Genomic DNA, 16,900 nt, shown 5'->3' on the forward strand with positions numbered 1-16,900 from the left:
CCGCCGTCACGCCGAGCGGCGGGCGGGCCGAGCCGAGACGCGGCGGCCGGCCGTGACCGGCGGCGATACGCGGTCCGACGCAAGGTAACCGACGTCTCGCCGAGGAGGAGCCGAGCGAAGGACGTCTGAGTAGGGTGCCTACCCTCGATGCGTGGACCCCTCCGAGTTCGTCATCTCCGGGCCGCTGATGCTGGCCACGGGAGTCGCCGTGCTTGCCGGTCTCGTGAGTTTCGCATCGCCGTGCGTGATTCCGCTCGTCCCCGGCTACCTGGCCTATCTCGCAGGGCTCGTCGGCGCCGAGGCACCGCGGACCCGGCCGGTTCCCGCAGGCGGGATCGCGGCGCGGGAGGAGTCCACCACCGGGTCGGGCGGCGCGACCGCGGCGGGGCCGGACGAGGCTGCGGCCCAACGCCGATCCGGCAGACTCCGGGTCGCCGGTGCCGCCGGACTGTTCGTCCTCGGCTTCACCGCCGTGTTCCTGGCGAGCACGGTGTTCCTCCTCGGTCTGACCGACCTGATCTTCGCCAACCAACCGCTGCTGCAACGGATCGGCGGCGTCGTCACGATCGCCATGGGTCTGGTCTTCCTCGGCTTCGTCCCCGCCCTGCAACGCGACGTGCGGGTGCATCGTCGGCTGGGGACGGGAGTCTGGGGCGCGCCGTTGCTCGGCGGCGTCTTCGGGCTCGGCTGGACGCCGTGTCTCAGCCCGACCCTGGGCGGAGTGATCGCGGTCGCCGCGACCACCGACGCCGACGGCGGGATGCTGACCAGGGGAGTCGTCCTGGTGGTCGCCTACTGCCTCGGGCTGGGCCTGCCGTTCGTGCTGCTCGCCCTCGGCGCGGGCTGGGCGGTGCGCACCGGCGACTGGCTGCGCCGCAACAGCAGGCGAATCCAGATCGCGGGCGGCGTGCTGCTGCTGGCCGTCGGCATCATGCTCGTCACCGGGCTGTGGGGCGTGCTGATCAGCCTGATCCAGGGCCCCATCGGAAGTTTCGAGCTGCCGCTGTGACCGCGACGCCACGCAGGCGGACCCCTGCGCCCCTGGCCTTCCTGCGCAACACGTGGCGTGGGCTCACCACCATGCGAACGGCGTTGACGCTGCTGTTCCTGCTGGCCCTGGCGGCGGTGCCCGGCGCCCTGCTGCCCCAGGAGTCGCTCAACGTCAGCCTGGTCGACGACTTCTACGAGGACTACCCGACCCTCGCGCCGATCCTGGCCAGGCTCGGGATGTTCGACGTGTTCGCCAGCGTGTGGTTCGCCGCGATCTACGTGCTGCTGTTCGTCTCGCTGATCGGCTGCCTGCTGCCGAGGACCTTCGACCACGCCAGGTCGCTGCGCGCCGAACCGGTGCTCACCCCCAGACGCCTCGGCCGACTGCCGCACCATCGGACCGTCGCCGTGTCCGACGACGTCGAGACGGTGCGAGCCCGCGTCGAGGAACGGCTCAAGGGCTGGCGGACGGTGCACCGCGCCGAGGACGACGGCGTACAGACGATCAGCGCCGAGCGCGGCTACCTTCGTGAACTGGGCAACCTGGTGTTCCACTTCGCGTTGGTCGGCCTGCTGGTCTCGATGGCGGCGGGCAGGCTGCTCGGCTACGAGGGCCAGGTCATCGTGCGCGCCGACGGCGGCGAGTTCTGCAACTCCGGCATCTACAACTACGACTCGTTCCGGCCCGGCATCACCGTCGACGGCACCCAGCTCAATCCGTTCTGCATCCGGGTGCACGACTTCAGGGCCGAGTACACCCACACGGGCACGGCGACGTACTTCGAGTCCAACACCTCCTACGTCGAGGGCGCGGACCCCGTCGACGGCACCTGGCACGACCACCTGCTGCGGGTCAACCACCCGCTGCGGATGGCCGACGATCGCGTCTACCTGCTGGGCCACGGCTACGCGCCGGAGTTCACGGTGACGTTCCCCGACGGGGCCGAGCGCTCCGGCGACGTGCAGTGGCGGCCGGTGGACCTGCCCACCATGCTCTCCGAGGGCGCGACGAAGTTCGACCCGCCGAACACCCTGGACGAGCAGGAACGCCGGGAGAACCAGATCGCGGTCACCGGCCTGCTCGCGCCGACGCCGATGTTCACCGAGGAGGGCCTGCTCACCTCCGGCTTCCCCGAGTTGAACGAGCCGATGGTCGCGGTCGACGTGATGCGCGGCGACCTGGGCAACAACGACGGCCGAGGCCAGTCGATCTTCGAGATCGATCAACAGATGGTGGAGGACGGCGCGCTGGAGCGGGTGGCGAGGCAGAACCTCGCCGTCGGCGAGGAGATCGAGCTGGACGACGGCACCACCGTCCGCTTCGACGGCGTCGAACGCTGGACGTCGCTCCAGGTCTCCTACGACCCGGCCCAGTTGTGGGTGCTGGTGTCCAGCATGTTCATCCTGGGGGGTCTCGGACTCTCCCTCATCGTCAAGCGGCGCAGGCTGTGGGTGCGGATCACCCCGCAGGGCTCCGGGGCCGGAACCGGTCGTACCGTGGTCGAGTTCGGCGGGCTGGCCCGCACCGACCAGGCCGGATACGGCGAGGAGTTCACCGGCCTGACCACGGAGGTCATCGCCGGGCTCGGCGAGCCGACGGCGGTGGCGCCGCCCTCCGCGCGCGACGCATCCGCGGAACCACCGGACCAGGCCGGCGACGCGGCCTCGGCCGATGCGACAGGGGCGGCCGACGAGCCGCCCGTGAGTGAGCCGGATTCGGCTCTCGGGAAGGACGCCTGATGCCGGTCGACGAGACCCTGTCCATCTACAGCGATCTGTGCCTCACCAGCGCGCTGGTCATCTACATGCTGGCGTTGTTGCTGCAGGCCGCCGAGTACGGCTTCACCCGCAAGCCGAAGGCGGCGAACAAGGCCGCGCTGGTGGGCGCGGGCGGCGCGGGCTCCGCCGAGGCCGATGCGACCACCCCGACCGACTCCGACGCGCCGCAGGCCCGACGTCCCCTCGCGGAGCGGCTCGGACGGATGGGCGTCTCGCTGACCGTCCTCGGCGCCCTCGTCCAGTTCGCCTCGCTGGTGCTGCGCGGCTTCGCGACCGGCCGGGTGCCCTGGGGCAACATGTACGAGTACATCTCGGCGTTGTCGCTTGCCGCCGTCGTGGCCTGGCTGTTCGTGCTGCGCAGGCATCCGATCCGCGTGCTCGGCGTGTTCGTGCTGCTGCCGGTCTTCATCCTCTACTTCGTCGGCGGCACGGTGCTCTACGCCGAGGCCGCGCCGCTGGTCGCCTCGCTGCGGTCGATCTGGATCGTCATCCACGTCTCGGCGGCGATCATCGGCAGCGGGATCTTCCTGGTGTCGGGGACCGCGAGCGTCGCGTACCTGATCAAGGCCGCGCACCTGGCCAAGCCGAAGCGCTTCGCCTTCGTCGGCGAGAAGCTGCCCGACATCGCCGTCCTGGACCGGGTCGCCTACCGCAGCGCGGTCTTCGCCTTCCCGATCCTCACCTTCGGCATCATCTGCGGCGCGATCTGGGCCGAGGCCGCCTGGGGCCGATTCTGGGGCTGGGACCCCAAGGAGACGGTGGCGTTCATCTGCTGGGTCGTCTACGCCGGATACCTGCATGCGCGGGCGACCACCGGCTGGCGCGGCACCAGGGCCGCCTGGGTGAACGTGACCGCCTTCGCCCTGAATCTGTTCAATCTGTTCTTCATCAACCTGGTGGTCGCGGGTCTGCACTCCTATGCGGGAGTCGGCTGAGATCTACTCTTGACAACCCCTGTGTCGACGGCCTCACGCCGGTGGGGCTACCGTCGTGGCGGATCGATGAACGCCCGATGCGCTGGGTATGGAGGGACCGAACGGTGACCGGACGGCAAGACGAGCCCGAGTCGCCCACGGAGTCGATGTGGCAGCCGCCCGTCAGGGGGCAGCAGCAGGCCGAGGGGCACGGCTACTACGGGGAGCAGGCACCCGCAGCATCAGCACCGCCGGACCCGGGAGCGTCCGGTCCTTATCCGGTGGAGGGAAGCAGCTCCGGCCCGTACTACGTGGACCAGGGGTCGGGGCCGTATCCGGTGGAGGGCGGCTCCGGCCCGCACTCGGTGGAGCCGGGCTCCGGACCGTATGCCGTCGAACCGGCGTCCGGGCCATACCAGGTCGATCCGGCGGTCGCGGGCGGCTATTACGGCGATCCCAACGTGTCCGGCCCGCATCAGCAGCCCGCCTACGGGGCGCCCGGCGCGCCGCAGTACGGGGGCTATCCGCAGCAACAGCAACAGCAGCAGGGCAGGCCCTCCTCGCCGCAGGACCTGTCGTCGGCTCGGCTGCTACGGCAGGGCAAGCGTCCGCCACAGAGCGGTTGGCGTCGGATGCTGTACAAGGCCAGCGGCCACACCGTGAACCTCGGGGAGAGCCCGGCGGAACGCCAACGGCGAGAGCTGATCGCCAGGATCAACCAGCCGTTGCAGGGCTGCTACAAGATCGCGATGCTCAGCCTCAAGGGCGGTGTGGGCAAGACCACCACCACGGCGACCCTGGGATCGACCTTCGCCTCGCTCCGCGGCGACCGGGTGATCGCGGTCGACGCCAATCCGGACCGGGGGACCCTGAGCCAGAAGATCCCGCTGGAGACCACGGCCACCGTCCGCCACCTGCTTCGGGACGCCGCCCGCATCCGCAAGTACAGCGACGTGCGCGCGTACACCTCGCAGGGCCCCAGCAGGCTGGAGGTGCTGGCCAGTGAGCAGGACCCGGCGGTCTCGGAGGCCTTCAGCGAGGAGGACTACCGGCGCACGGTGACGCTGCTGGAGCACTTCTACAACGTGGTGCTCACCGACTGCGGGACCGGATTGATGCACTCGGCGATGCGGGGAGTGCTGGACATCGCCGACTCGCTGATCATCGTGTCGTCGGGCTCCATCGACGGCGCCCGCAGCGCCTCGGCGACCCTGGACTGGCTGGACGCGCACGGGTACCGGAATCTGGTCTCCCGTTCGGTCGCGGTGATCAACTCGGTGCGGCCCGGCTCCGGCAAGGTGGACCTGGACAAGCTCACGCAGCACTTCGCGGCGCGATGCCGGGCGGTCTGCCGGGTCCCGTTCGACGCGCACCTCGAGGAGGGCGCGGAGATCGAGCTGGACCGCCTCGCCCCGGACACCCGCCTCGGCCTGTTGGAACTCGCCGCCACGGTGGCGGACGACTTCCCGCAGGCGATCAGCCGGTCTCGAACCAGCTGACCGCTGCGGGCACACTCAGGCCGGCTCGGCCGATCCGGATCGCCTCGAACTCGCTCGCTCAGGCGGGCGGGTTCCCCTCGTCCTGATCGGAACCGCGCTGCCTGCGCATCCGGTCCTCCCACTGCTGCTGATCGAGCCTGCGGAGGAATTCCGGATCGTCGTCGGGCGCCACGGGGCCCGTCTGCCTGGGTCGTGACACACCGACCCGTTCCGATGCGAACGCACGCCACAGCAGCACGGCGACACTGAGCACGCCGATCGCTGCGAGCAGATACAGCACTGGCGCCACCTCCTTCTCCTCCTGCGAGGTTAACCCGTCTCACGGCGATCGCCGTCGGCCCCCACCGGGAGCGGACGTGAGAGGAGAAGGAGGGATCGCCTTTGTCGAGGCCGTCGATCTCGGCGGTCCCCCGCCGAAGGACGAGGTCAGTTCATCGCCACCGGCGAGCTGGCCTCCCTGGTCAGGTTGGCCAGCAGCGCCTTGACCTCGGACTCGCGGAAACGGCGATGCCCGCCCGGTGTGCGAATCGAACCGATCCGACCCGCGGTGGCCCAGCGCGTCACCGTCTTGGGATCAACGCGGAACATCGTCGCGACCTCTCCGGGAGTGAGCAACCGCTCAGCGGAGTACTGCTCGGTGTGTTGGACGGACCCAGTCACAGGTGACCTCCCTGGAGTGCAACGCTCACCCTCTGCGTCGGGTCGCCTGGTGCCCGGCGGTGAGCGCTTGATGAATCCGGCGTTACCGACACAATCCTGACAGCTCGCCCCCCAGGTACTCGAACGCTTGTGCGTAGGTAAAGGCCAGGTAAGGGACGAATCACTCGGTTCGGACGCGGGGCGGCTCCCCGAGGGGCGGCAGCCGCCCCCGTCGCCCGCGTCGGGGTCCGCTCCCGCGGCCCTCGGGAGGCAGAGGAGAATCCCAGAGCATGGACAGTGTGGACCGGCGGATCATCGCGGCGCTGCGGGTCAACGGACGGGCGACCTACGCCGATCTGGGCAGGCAGGTGGGGCTGTCCGCCTCCGCGGTCCATGAACGGGTCGGCAAGCTGGAGTCGTCCGGGGTCATCACCGGGTACCACGCCGTCGTCGACCCTCGGACGGTCGGGCTCGGGGTGACGGCCCTGGTCGGCATCCAGCCCAGCGACGCGGGCGACGACGAACGGATCGCCGAGGTGCTGGGCACGCTCGCCGAGGTGGAGTCGTGCTACGCGGTGGCGGGAGACGAGGCCTTCGTCGTCAAGGTGCGGGTCGCCACCATGGACGACCTGGAACGGGCGCTCGGACGGCTGCGCCGCATCGAGGGGGTGGCACGCACGCGCACCACCGTCGTGCTCTCCACGCGCTTCGAGGGACGTCCCAACGATCCCGACGAGCAGTGGGCCGCCGCCCCGCGCCGGACCGATCCGTAGTCTCGACGGCGTGAGCTCGAACGACACCCGGTCCGGCACGGCCGTCGACGACGCGGGGAAGGAGACGAGGATGACCGAGGACACCGCCGCGAAGCGGAGCACACTCGGCACCGACCTGCTGCTGTACACGGTCGCCCGAGTGTTGGCGGTGGCCGTTCCCGCCACGATCCTCGTGCTGGTGAACACACCGGTGCTCGTGGCCCTGGCGGTCGGGCTGGTCCTCGGCCTCGGCCTGTCGCTGGTGCTGCTGCGGCCGCTGCGGGCGCGCATCTCGGTGGCGCTCGCCGAGCGTGCCGAACGGCGGGGTGCGGCGCGCAGGCAGCTGGAGGCCCAGCTGCGTGGCGAAGACGAACCGGCGACCTGAGAACGTCGCGTAGGGGCGACGGCGCCCGGTGGCCACCCGGCCGCGCCGATCGTGGTTCGTCGAGGGGGCGGGCGGGCCGACTTCGGTGTGCGCGGTCGCGTTCGCGCGGACCTGCGCTCCCGGCTGAGGTCGGGAACCGCCGTCCGGTGCTGAGTCGGTCCGCTCCCTCGCCGCACCTTCCGCAAGACCCATGGACTCTCTTTACCTTCGCCGAGCCCGCGCCGTCGATGCTCACCGCCCCTGAGACCCCCGAGTTGATCCACCCCGAGGCGGCGGACCCCCCGAGGCCGACGGCCGAACCGCCCCGCCTTGCGGGTCGAACAGCCGACACCGCCGTTCAGCGGCATCCGGCTTCGCCCGGGGGAACCAGCCGTCGACTCGTCACGTCCAACCTCCGCGCCTGTCGAGTCAACGACGTTGGCGATGTCGATCACAGGAGGATCTGAGGGCTGATGAGCGACGACTTCGAAGTCGATCCGGAAGAGCTTCGCGGGTACACCGGGCTGACCGATGCGACCGCGGGTCATTTCGACGAGATCGGTGCGTACGCGCGGGACAAGGGCGCGGACACGAGCGGATTCACCGGGCTGTTCGTGATCCTCCAGCCGCTGGTCGGCGCGATCGGCAGCCTGTATCAGGGCTGCATGGAGGACGCGAGCGCCAAGATGCGCAACCTGTCCGCCGCCTTGAACGACACGGCAGCCGATTACGAGTCGGTCGATCGCAGCGAGCAGGGCACCATGTCCACGCTGACCGATCAGACCTCGCAGGTCGCGCCGAACTGACTGAAAGCACTGGGGAGCCAAGCATGAGTTACGCACCGGCGGAGGCCATCCAGCTCGCCGAGCCATCGGCGGGCGATTCGGCCACCAAGGACAAGGTCGAGGGCGCGAGTCTCCAGGTCCAGGCCGTCGACTGGATCTGGCAGCAGGTCACCGGTCAGGGCCTGGTGGACATGGTCATCACACCGATCACCGGTGACTTCGGCAAGATGAAGAACAACGGCGAGGCGTGGAAGAACGCGGCCGACGCCCTTCAGGTCACCAGGAACAACCTGAACACCGGTCTCGACACGCTGATGCAGTCGTGGAAGGGACCCGCCGCCGACTCGTTCAGTACCAAGATCGGTCAGAACTGGACGCTGGGCATCGAGATGGACGCTCAGATGGCGAACCTGGCCGGACTGGCGTTCGACCAGTGCGCGAAGACGTCGGAGAAGATGTGCGACGAGGCGCTCAAGCTCGTCGAGAAGCTGGTGAACAAGCTCATCGAGGCCATCGCACTGGCTCCGATTCCCGTGGTGGGCTGGGCCAAGGCCGTGAAGACGGTCTACGACGCCGTCACCATCGTCAACTCGATCCTCAACATCATCTCCGCGATCACCTCCATGGTGGAGAGCACCATCACCGTGATCAACGGCCTGATCGGCATGGGCTCCGCGGTGATGCAGGTCGGCGACGTGAACAACATCAACAGCGCGCTGAACGCCGCGAATCAGGCCGGGGACAGCGTCGCCCAGGTCGCCGAGGGCACCCAGGGCTTCAACGACGCGCAGACCAAGCTCCAGACGGAGACCGGGGGCAACACCCGGGCTGACGGTACGGTCGACACCGAGGGCAACCTCAATCGTGCCGCCGACAGCTTCGACCAGAACTACGCGGACTACCAACAGGCACGGCAGGACGCGAACTCGCCGCAACCGAGTTCCTGACCGCGTCGGCAATACGGTAGCGATCGACGGAGCGGATCCGTCGCACGGAGGATGGCACAGTGGACCAACAGGCACGACTGGCCCAGTTCGCCGCGGCACGCAGCGAGCTGGATCGCATCGAGGCCGTGGCGGACGCCCGGATGGCCGAGATCAAGCAGCAGCAGCTTCCCGAATCCGGTCTCAGCGAGGCCGAGATCGCCCAGATCGAGCAGTTCGCCAGGAGTAAGGACGCCCCGGCCGAGCTGCGGGCGCTCCAGGAGCGGATCGACAAGGGCGACCTGTCCTGGCGAGACATCGCCGACGGCAGCGCGGTGCAGGACGAGCAGGTGCAGCGCGCGCTGGCCAGCGGGGTGCCGAAGCTCCAGCAGGCCTACACGATGATCCAGGAGGGGCACTCGATCGACGACATCCTCGATGCGGGCGATCCCTTCGCGGGCCCGAACGCGGCGGGCCCGGGCCCGGTCGCGAGCGGCGGCCCGCTCCCCGACACGAGCAGCGGCACCGGCTCGGACGGCAGGCAGGCCCCGCCGCGTCGCGATGACGACGACGAGGAGGGCGGCAGCGTCTTCCGTCGAGGCGGCTGGTGAGCCGGAGCTCGGCGGCGGCGCGGCCTCGTAGGCTCGGATCCCCGCGGCAGACGTCGGCGAACCCCGCAGGGCCTGTCGCGGCGTCTTCCGCGGGGCTCGCCCCGGTGTCTTCCGCGGGGCTTGCCCCGGTGTCCTTCGCGGGGCTCGCCCCGGAACCCCCCTTCCCACCCACGGAACGGAGCCTTCGATGACCGATGCGGCAGGCGGCTTCGGTGCGCGGCTGAAGAACACCTCTCCTGCCGGACGGGTGCTCATCGGCGTGGCACTCCTGTTGGCGCTGCTCGCGGTGGGCGCCTACCTGCTCGGCTCCCTGGGCGGCACCCGATTGCAGGGCACCACCAACGCGGTCGACGCGGCGAACGTGACGCCGTATCAGTGGGACTCGGCCGAGGATCTGCACGTGACCTCCACGGCGCAGGGCGTCGGGTCGAACTGCACCGTCGAACCCGCCGACGGCGGCGAGGTGCGCGACCTGACGGTTCCGGCGAATCCGCAGTCGAGCAATCCGGGGCGGTCGCGGGCCTCACTGGTCCAAGCGCCGTGGTTCGAGGGCACCGCCGAGGTCTCCTGCCAGCAGAGCGTGCTGATCAGAAGCGGCTTCGTCGCCGCCGTCTCGGACGCGACCGGGTCGCGCAGCTTCATCACGACGGCGGCGATCGTGGTGGCGATCCCGTTCCTCGCCGGTCTGTTCGTCGGCAGGCGGCGGACCACCGGCGGCCAGGCGGCCTGATCGGGCGCGACCGAGGCAGCCCGACCAGCCACGACACCGGCGCGGGCACGGCGATCGGAACCGAGACGTGTTCCGGCCTCGGCCCCGCCGTGCCCGGCGGCGGTGCGATCCGTGCCGCAGGCGCCGCGGCGCGCACCCGAGGCACGCGAGCCCCGCCGACGGGCACACGCCGCCGGCGCGGAAGCGGCGGTTCTCGGTCCGTTCCGATACGGGTCCGCAGGCCCCGGCCGGGGAGTACAGTGCGGCGGGTGACCATCGTCGATCGTTGTAGTGCGGTGAGTCGTGCCTGGGTCAGCGAAGCGGTGCGGATCATCGAGGCGGACGCCAATCGCAGCGCCGACACGCATCTGCTGCGCTATCCGCTTCCCGCGGCGTGGGGGATCGACCTCTATCTCAAAGACGAGTCGACACATCCGACCGGCTCGCTGAAGCATCGCCTGGCGCGGTCGCTCTTCCTCTACGGACTGTGCAACGGCTGGATCACCGACGGCACCGCGCTCGTCGAGGCGTCGTCCGGTTCGACCGCGGTGTCCGAGGCGTATTTCGCGCGGCTGTTGGGCCTCCCGTTCATCGCCGTCATGCCGAGATCGACGAGCTGTCAGAAGATCGAGTTGATCGAGCGCGAAGGGGGACGTTGCCATTTCGTCGACGAACCCGACGCGATCTACCGAGAGGCGCGGCGGCTGACCGCCGAACTCGGCGGCCACTATCTGGACCAGTTCACCCACGCCGAACGCGCCACGGACTGGCGAGGCAACAACAACATCGCCGAATCGGTCTTCCACCAGCTCGCCCTGGAGACCCACCCCGAACCGACGTGGGTCGTGGTCGGCGCGGGAACGGGCGGCACGAGCGCGACCATCGGCCGCTACATCCGTTATCGACGACATGCCACCCGGCTCGCCGTCGTCGACCCGGAGCACTCCGTCTTCTTCGACGCCTGGCGGACCGGCGACACCGATCTGGTGGGCACCCGTGGCTCCCGGATCGAGGGGATCGGGCGACCGAGGGTGGAGCCTTCGTTCGTCGGAGAGGCCATCGATAGGATGATCAAGGTCCCGGACGCGGCTTCGATCGCTACGATCCGCTACGTCGTGGGGCCACTGGGCAGGCGCGTCGGCGGCTCGACCGGGACCAGCCTGTGGGGAGCGTTCCGGCTCATCGCGGAGATGCGGGCACAGGGACGCACCGGGAGCCTCGTCACGCTGTTGTGCGACGGCGGCGAACGCTATGCCCAGACGTACTTCTCGGACGAGTGGGTGAGCGGGCAGGGCCTGGAACTCACACCGCACACCGAGGTGTTGCGCCGGTTTCACGAGACCGGCGAGTGGACGGAGTCCGCGCCACGCTGAGGGTGCCGGACCCGGGGGCTGTGGGGGAGAGCGTGAGCGGCGACACCACGAGAGATCGTGGCCTGGGGATCACCGTGCTCGTGGCGTTGGCCGCGGCGTTGGCGGTGGCGGGCATCCATCTGATCGGCACCTATCTGCCGACGATCATGAGCAGTACGGCCCTGCGGACCGCCACCGGCACGGTGCACGACCGGTATGTCTCCGTGCCGGACGAGATCCTGGAGACCGACGTCCCGAGGTATCACTGGACGGGTGGGGAGCTGTATCTCGCCTCGGACGAGGACGGCGCACAGCGACGCAGCCTGAACTGCCTGCTCCGGCCCGTCGACGGCTCGGAGTCGGCGTGGGTCGTCTTGGAGCACCGACCGGAGCACGCCGGGACGCTGGTCTACCGGGGCACGCCCGCGGTGGCGACGCCCGCCGATCTCAGCTGCGTGAACGATGCGCGGGAACAGGTGTTGATCTACACCGGCGCCGACATGGACCGCGCCGCGGCGGTCGCCGACCGATGGTGGACGGTCGTCGTCGGTCTGCAGGCCGTCGGCGCCGCGATCCTGGTCCTCGTCGCGGGCATCGTGATCGGGCGGGTGCGCGGCCGGACGGGACGGGGTCCGCGGGCGGGCTGACCGCCGAAGGACAGCGGGCGGGCCCGCCGTCGACGAGATCATCGACATCCGACGTCGGGATCGGAGACGGGGCGGCGACACCGGCGGACGTCTCGGCGCGCGAGGGCTCTCGGCGCCAGGGCGCGGCCGGTGTCGCCTTTCTCGACGACACTGCGGAACCGAGCCGCCTCGATCCTCGTCGAGGTCTCTCGGGAACGACGGCGGGGGCGCCGTCGAATGAGCCATATCCTGGCAATCGATAACAACTGGTGGGGAAGATCATGAGTGACGAGGTCGAAGTCGCGGTCGACGCGCTGCATGACTACGCGGGCAGCCTGGACGGACTGCACGGCGGAATCGACGCGATTCGGAATTACATGTATGAACAGGGCTGCAACAAGGACGGTTTCACCGGCCTGCTGATGGTGTTGCACCCGGTCATCGACTTAGTGGGCGATCTGTTCAACTCGACCCTCGACTTCGGACAGGATCGGTTGTCCGGCACCGCGGAGGGCATTCAACGCAACGCCGAGGTCTATTCCGAGGCCGAGGCTCAGATCGAGGGCATGTTCAGTCGGCTCCTCGACGGACTCTCCGCAGGACGAGACGCGGTGGTCGACGGTGCCGCTGCCGTGGAGTCCGCAGTTCCGCAGTCGGCGCGAGACGCCGCGACCCAGGCGTGGAACTCGCACGTCGAGAGCACCGCCGAGCGCCGGAACGGGGGTGCCTGATGTCGTATCAGGACGCGGGCGCGGTCACCGAGGCGTTGCAGCCGCCCGAGCAGCCCGGGGGCGAGTCCATTCAGGACATGGTGCGGGAGGCGGGCTGGCAGGTCTCGGCGGTGGACTGGGTCTTCACCCAGGTCACCGGGGAGAGCATCGTCGAGAAGGTGATCATGCCGATCACCGGGGACTTCAATCGGATCGCCATGAACGGCGAGGCCTGGCGCACGGTCGGCACCGCCATCGGGGCGCTCGGCGACACGATGGAGGCCAACGTCGGCACCGTCCGCGAAACGTGGAACGGCAACGCCGCCGTGCAGCATGAGATGTTCGTCCGCACGGTATGGCAGGGCGGGCTGTTCGTCGAGGCGCAGATCGCGAACCTGATCGGCATGGCCTTCGACAAGGTCGCCGAGGGCTCGCAGCTGCTGTGCGCCAAGGCGCTGGACCTGCTCTCGTGGCTGGTCGACAAGCTCATCGACGCGATCGCCAAGATCTGGATTCCGGCCTACGGCTGGGTCAAGGCAGCTCAGCTCGTCTGGGACGCCTACCAGCTCTACACCAAGATCATGGACATCGTCGAGGCCGTCAAGGCGATCATCGAGAGCGCGCGCTCGATCATGCAGTCGGTGCAGAGCATCGGGTCTCAGCTCGCGCAGATCAAAGACGTCCGCAGCGTCGACGACGCGATCGCGCTGGCCACCGGCATCGCCTCCGACGCACAGAGCATCGCGGAGCAGACCAACTCCATCCGGGACAACGCCTCGCAGATCAGCGGCGATCTCAACGAGGCGAGCCGACAGGCGGTCGACGTCGCCCAGGGCACTCGGGACCTTCCCGGGGATCTGCGCGACGGCTGGGACGAGACCAGGAACAACTGGGACGAACAGCGGCAGCGGCTCCGCGACGCGCCCGGCGCGGCCTACGACGCCGCCAGGGACGGCATCGCCGACGGCGCGCAGAACGCCTGGGACTCCACCCGCGACGGGGCGCGGAACGCCTGGAACTCGGTGCGGGACGGCTCGGCCGCGCAGAACGCCTGGAACTCCGCACGAGACGGTGTGACGAACTACGCCCAAGGGCAGTATCAGGAGCGGGTCGGCCAGTACGTGGACGCCGTCCGGGACGCGCCGGGCGCGATTCGCGACGGGGCGCAGAACGCGGCGAACACCGCACAGAACGCCTGGAACACGGCATCGGGCGCGCCGGGGAACGTCACGTCGGCGGCGCAGAACGTGTGGAGCGACCCGAGCGGTGCCGCGTCGCAGGCGTGGAACGCGGGTACCGGCGCCGCCTCCGACTGGGCCGGGGCCGACGCCCACCGACAGAACCTCGGCGAAGCGGGCTCGAACGCCCGTGACGCCTGGAACACGCTGCGCGGCCGGTCGTGATCGCGACCGTGCCGACGATGGGGGAGTGAGCCATGACGAGTCGATTCGATCCAGAGGCGTGGAAGACACCGCAGGTCAGGGCCGCCGAGGCGCAGATGGCCGGTTCCATGGGCAAGGCGCGGGAGCTGCTCAAGCAGTTGGAGACGCTGCGACCGCCGCCCCCGGTGTCGATCTCGGAGGACGACGTGCGGCAGTTGGCCGAGGCGGCCAAGAAGAGCGACGCGCCCGCCGAGCTGCGGCAGCTGGCGCAGAAGGTCGACGGCGGCGCGTTGAGCTGGCGCGACGTGCTGGAGGGGCGTGCCTACGACGATCCGGACGTGCGTCGGGCGATGACGGCGCAGCTCGGCGAGGCCCGTGAGCTCTTCCAGCAGTTCCAGGAGGGCTTCACCCTGGACGAGGTGATCGACGCCCGCCGGGCTGCCGAGCAGGCGCAGGAGGACGAGGACGGCGGCGGCACGTTCCTGCGCTGACGCCCGCCGCGGCCCCCTCGTCGTGCCGTCGGCGGGCGGGCCGCGGCCCGCCGCATCGCGGAGTCCGGCGGAACCCTCACGGGGGGTCAGGCCACCGCGAGCGCGACGGCCGTCGTCGTCGACCAGAGCAGCATCGCCAGACCCGTCTCGCCGAGCACGCCGACCAGCCGCCTCCCGGTCGCGCCGCCCAGCACCGCTCGCAACGCGGGCACGATCAGCGGCACGGCCAGGAAGCCGAGCAGCGCCCACGTGTTGCGGAAACCCATCAGGGTGGTGATGAGGAACGGCACGGTCACCAGGGCCAGGTAGAGGTTCCGGGTGTCGCGGTCTCCTAAGAGCACCGCCAACGTCCGCTTGCCCACGGCCGCGTCGGTCTCGATGTCGCGAAGATTGTTCGCGACGAGCACGGCACTGGAGAACGCGCCGACCGCCACGGCTGCCCCGATGTCGATCCCGCTGATCCGACCGGCCTGGAGGTACACCGTGCCCAGCACGGCCACCAGCCCGAAGAAGACGAACACGGCGACCTCGCCGAAGCCCGCGTAGCCGTAGGGTCGCTTCCCGCCCGTGTAGAACCAGGCCGCCGCCACACAGACCGCGCCGACCGGGGCCAGCCACCACTGCGCCGACGCCACGGTCAGCGCCACACCACCGGCCGCCGCCAGCCCCAGGCTGATCAACGCCGCACGCAGGACGTGCTGGGGCTTCGCCGCTCCGGAGCCGACCAGTCGGAGCGGCCCGGTCCGCACCGTGTCCGTGCCCCGGATGCCGTCGGAGTAGTCGTTGGCGTAGTTCACGCCGACGATCAGCGCCACGGCGAGGCACAGCGCCCCGAGCGCCATCCACCACACGAACTCGCCGAGTCCGATGGCCGCCCCGGTGCCCACCAACACCGGAGACACGGCGTTGGGCAGAGTCCTCGGGCGGGCTCCCTCGATCCACTGTGCGACTGTCGCCATGGCCTCATCCTCTGTCATGGCGTCGCCTGCTCCTAGGGCGAGGCCGCCCTCACCACATCACAGCGTCAGGTGTTCCCCGAACGGGGTCTCGCCTGCTACGCCACGTGGATCGGCCGCCGCGGCCGGGTGCGGCGGCCGCGCTCCGCCCGACGGCCGAGCGTGTCCGGGGGCTTCCGGGCGTCGGGTCGAGCGCGGCGTCTCGCCCGCGAGCGGCTCAGCCGTCCCGGTCCGCCAGCAGCAGCGCCCGCACCGCCCGCCGATCGACCTTGCCCGGACCGCGCACCGGCAGCGTGGACACCATCCGGCAGGCCTTCGGGGCCGAGGCCGCGCCGAGCCGCTCGCGGACCGCCGCCCGGAGGGCCTCGGCGTCCGGCGGCCGGGCGGGATCGACGGGCACCACCGCCGCGGCGACCAGCGCACCCCATTCGGGGTCGGGCAGGCCGACCACGCAGGCCTCGGCCACGCCGGGCTGCGCGGTCAACACCTCCTCCACCGGTGTCGGGGCGATCTTGACGCCGCCGGTGTTGATGACGTCGTCGACGCGGCCCAGGACCCGGAGCACGCCGTGCTCGTCCACCTCGCCGAGGTCGCCGGTCCGGAACCAGCCGTCGACGAACGCCGCCGCCGTGCCCGCCGGGTCGAGCCGGTACCCCGTCGCCAGCATCGGCCCGGAGAGCTCCACCGCCGCGGGCCCGGCGCCCTCGGCGGGGCGGACGCCGACGCCCGCGAGCGGCAGACCGTCGTAGACGCAGCCGCCGGAGGTCTCGCTCATGCCGTAGGTCGTCTGCACCGCGACCCCCTCGGCGCGCGCTCTGGCCAGCAGCGCGGGCGAGGTGGCCGCGCCGCCGCACAGCACCGCGTCGAACCGACGCAGGGCGGCGAGGCCCGCGCCGCCCTCGGCCACCAGCCGCATGAGCTGGGTGGGCACCAGGGATGTGTAGCAGCGGCCGCCGTCGGCGAGCACGGCATGCGCGGCGGCGGCGAATCCGCCGGGGCGGAATCCCGCCGTCGAGTCCAGCACGACGGGCGCGGCGCCCGCCGACAGCGAACGGTTGATCACCTGGATGCCCGCGACATGCCGGGCGGGCAGGGCGAGCAGCCAACGGCCGGGGCCGCCCAGCCGGTCGTGCGTCGCGGCGGCCGAGGCCCGGAGGGCGGCGGCGGTGAGCAGGACCCCCTTGGGAACGCCGGTGGAGCCCGACGTGGGCACGATCACGGCCACGGAGTCGTCGTCCAACGGCCGGTCCGGCCGCAACGCCGCCAGCAGCCGGGCCCGCTCGTCCTCGGGGCCTGCGGGCAGCGGCAGCAGCGCGGGCCCGCCGTCCAGCGCCCGTGCCAGGGCCGCCACGACCAGCTCGGCCGACGGCACGGTGGAGTCGACGTCCAGGGCCAGAAGCGATTTTCGTGTCACCGCC

General features: G+C 70.5%; 19 protein-coding genes. 15 read left to right on the forward strand and 4 right to left on the reverse strand.

What is annotated here, in order from left to right; translation table 11 throughout:
* Positions 1-151: 151 nt before the first annotated feature.
* From AHOG_RS02330 to AHOG_RS02345, 4 genes are all read left to right on the forward strand, one after another.
* Entirely contained in the window at positions 152-1,009 is an 858-nt protein-coding gene (locus AHOG_RS02330; protein WP_093939895.1) for a cytochrome c biogenesis CcdA family protein, read from the forward strand.
* Between the two features lie 71 nt (positions 1,010-1,080).
* The gene (gene resB / locus AHOG_RS02335; RefSeq protein WP_093939896.1) at positions 1,081-2,730 is read left to right on the forward strand and encodes a cytochrome c biogenesis protein ResB; all 1,650 of its coding nucleotides are present in this window, start codon (positions 1,081-1,083) and stop codon (positions 2,728-2,730) included.
* Positions 2,730-3,704, forward strand: coding sequence for a c-type cytochrome biogenesis protein CcsB (ccsB, locus tag AHOG_RS02340; protein WP_093939897.1), 975 nt, complete (start codon positions 2,730-2,732; stop codon positions 3,702-3,704). The genes resB and ccsB overlap by 1 nt, the downstream gene beginning before the upstream one ends.
* A gap of 146 nt (positions 3,705-3,850) precedes the next feature.
* Entirely contained in the window at positions 3,851-5,182 is a 1,332-nt protein-coding gene (locus AHOG_RS02345) for a MinD/ParA family ATP-binding protein (protein ID WP_093944082.1), read from the forward strand.
* 58 nt (positions 5,183-5,240) lie between these two features.
* On the opposite strand, the gene AHOG_RS02350 is transcribed toward AHOG_RS02345, so the two are convergent.
* Positions 5,241-5,462 (reverse strand): hypothetical protein, encoded by a 222-nt coding sequence (locus AHOG_RS02350; protein ID WP_093939898.1) that lies wholly within the window; start codon positions 5,460-5,462, stop codon positions 5,241-5,243.
* Positions 5,463-5,608: 146 nt separating this feature from the next.
* Entirely contained in the window at positions 5,609-5,842 is a 234-nt protein-coding gene (locus tag AHOG_RS02355; protein WP_075738491.1) for a BldC family transcriptional regulator, read from the reverse strand.
* 269 nt (positions 5,843-6,111) lie between these two features.
* Between AHOG_RS02355 and AHOG_RS02360 the strand changes: the two genes are divergently transcribed.
* From AHOG_RS02360 to AHOG_RS02410, 11 genes are all read left to right on the forward strand, one after another.
* Positions 6,112-6,594, forward strand: coding sequence for an Lrp/AsnC family transcriptional regulator (locus AHOG_RS02360; RefSeq protein ID WP_093939899.1), 483 nt, complete (start codon positions 6,112-6,114; stop codon positions 6,592-6,594).
* A gap of 10 nt (positions 6,595-6,604) precedes the next feature.
* Positions 6,605-6,958: a DUF4229 domain-containing protein gene (locus tag AHOG_RS02365; protein ID WP_311770152.1), complete on the forward strand. Its 354-nt coding sequence runs from the start codon at positions 6,605-6,607 to the stop codon at positions 6,956-6,958.
* Positions 6,959-7,410: 452 nt separating this feature from the next.
* A complete protein-coding gene (locus AHOG_RS02370; RefSeq protein WP_093939900.1) occupies positions 7,411-7,743 on the forward strand; it encodes a type VII secretion target in 333 nt (110 codons plus the stop codon).
* A 23-nt stretch (positions 7,744-7,766) separates the two neighbouring features.
* Positions 7,767-8,669: a WXG100 family type VII secretion target gene (locus AHOG_RS02375; RefSeq protein WP_093939901.1), complete on the forward strand. Its 903-nt coding sequence runs from the start codon at positions 7,767-7,769 to the stop codon at positions 8,667-8,669.
* Between the two features lie 59 nt (positions 8,670-8,728).
* Positions 8,729-9,256 carry a hypothetical protein gene (locus AHOG_RS02380; protein ID WP_184450976.1) on the forward strand — a complete coding sequence of 176 codons (528 nt, stop codon included), beginning with the start codon at positions 8,729-8,731 and terminating at the stop codon, positions 9,254-9,256.
* Positions 9,257-9,443: 187 nt separating this feature from the next.
* Positions 9,444-9,986 carry a hypothetical protein gene (locus AHOG_RS02385; protein WP_093939902.1) on the forward strand — a complete coding sequence of 181 codons (543 nt, stop codon included), beginning with the start codon at positions 9,444-9,446 and terminating at the stop codon, positions 9,984-9,986.
* A 248-nt stretch (positions 9,987-10,234) separates the two neighbouring features.
* Complete coding sequence (gene cds1 / locus AHOG_RS02390) at positions 10,235-11,338, forward strand: L-cysteine desulfhydrase Cds1 (RefSeq protein ID WP_093944084.1); 1,104 nt, start codon at positions 10,235-10,237, stop codon at positions 11,336-11,338.
* Between the two features lie 32 nt (positions 11,339-11,370).
* A complete protein-coding gene (locus AHOG_RS02395) occupies positions 11,371-11,964 on the forward strand; it encodes a hypothetical protein (protein WP_157736595.1) in 594 nt (197 codons plus the stop codon).
* A gap of 260 nt (positions 11,965-12,224) precedes the next feature.
* Complete coding sequence (locus AHOG_RS02400) at positions 12,225-12,674, forward strand: hypothetical protein (RefSeq protein WP_157736596.1); 450 nt, start codon at positions 12,225-12,227, stop codon at positions 12,672-12,674.
* Positions 12,674-14,056 (forward strand): hypothetical protein, encoded by a 1,383-nt coding sequence (locus AHOG_RS02405; protein ID WP_093939905.1) that lies wholly within the window; start codon positions 12,674-12,676, stop codon positions 14,054-14,056. Before AHOG_RS02400 ends, AHOG_RS02405 begins: the two co-directional genes overlap by 1 nt.
* A gap of 32 nt (positions 14,057-14,088) precedes the next feature.
* Entirely contained in the window at positions 14,089-14,526 is a 438-nt protein-coding gene (locus AHOG_RS02410) for a hypothetical protein (protein WP_093939906.1), read from the forward strand.
* An 86-nt stretch (positions 14,527-14,612) separates the two neighbouring features.
* Here the strand turns inward: AHOG_RS02410 and AHOG_RS02415 are convergent, their stop codons facing one another.
* Both AHOG_RS02415 and menE read right to left on the reverse strand, forming a co-directional pair.
* Complete coding sequence (locus tag AHOG_RS02415; protein ID WP_093939907.1) at positions 14,613-15,485, reverse strand: 1,4-dihydroxy-2-naphthoate polyprenyltransferase; 873 nt, start codon at positions 15,483-15,485, stop codon at positions 14,613-14,615.
* A gap of 214 nt (positions 15,486-15,699) precedes the next feature.
* Positions 15,700-16,896 carry an o-succinylbenzoate--CoA ligase gene (gene menE, locus AHOG_RS02420; protein ID WP_376700060.1) on the reverse strand — a complete coding sequence of 399 codons (1,197 nt, stop codon included), beginning with the start codon at positions 16,894-16,896 and terminating at the stop codon, positions 15,700-15,702.
* Positions 16,897-16,900 lie beyond the last annotated feature (4 nt).

The organism is Actinoalloteichus hoggarensis, assembly GCF_002234535.1.
In the GTDB taxonomy this organism is placed as follows: domain Bacteria; phylum Actinomycetota; class Actinomycetes; order Mycobacteriales; family Pseudonocardiaceae; genus Actinoalloteichus_A; species Actinoalloteichus_A hoggarensis.

What these genes read in the sequence shown, in the direction of transcription:
- AHOG_RS02415 (WP_093939907.1), bottom strand. Translation starts at nt 15,485, where the DNA reads ATGGCGACAGTCGCACAGTGGATCGAGGGAGCCCGCCCGAGGACTCTG.
- AHOG_RS02405 (WP_093939905.1), top strand. Translation starts at nt 12,674, where the DNA reads ATGTCGTATCAGGACGCGGGCGCGGTCACCGAGGCGTTGCAGCCGCCC.
- AHOG_RS02410 (WP_093939906.1), top strand. Translation starts at nt 14,089, where the DNA reads ATGACGAGTCGATTCGATCCAGAGGCGTGGAAGACACCGCAGGTCAGG.
- AHOG_RS02345 (WP_093944082.1), top strand. Translation starts at nt 3,851, where the DNA reads ATGTGGCAGCCGCCCGTCAGGGGGCAGCAGCAGGCCGAGGGGCACGGC.
- AHOG_RS02375 (WP_093939901.1), top strand. Translation starts at nt 7,767, where the DNA reads ATGAGTTACGCACCGGCGGAGGCCATCCAGCTCGCCGAGCCATCGGCG.
- resB (WP_093939896.1), top strand. Translation starts at nt 1,081, where the DNA reads ATGCGAACGGCGTTGACGCTGCTGTTCCTGCTGGCCCTGGCGGCGGTG.
- AHOG_RS02385 (WP_093939902.1), top strand. Translation starts at nt 9,444, where the DNA reads ATGACCGATGCGGCAGGCGGCTTCGGTGCGCGGCTGAAGAACACCTCT.
- AHOG_RS02370 (WP_093939900.1), top strand. Translation starts at nt 7,411, where the DNA reads ATGAGCGACGACTTCGAAGTCGATCCGGAAGAGCTTCGCGGGTACACC.
- AHOG_RS02400 (WP_157736596.1), top strand. Translation starts at nt 12,225, where the DNA reads ATGAGTGACGAGGTCGAAGTCGCGGTCGACGCGCTGCATGACTACGCG.
- ccsB (WP_093939897.1), top strand. Translation starts at nt 2,730, where the DNA reads ATGCCGGTCGACGAGACCCTGTCCATCTACAGCGATCTGTGCCTCACC.
- AHOG_RS02360 (WP_093939899.1), top strand. Translation starts at nt 6,112, where the DNA reads ATGGACAGTGTGGACCGGCGGATCATCGCGGCGCTGCGGGTCAACGGA.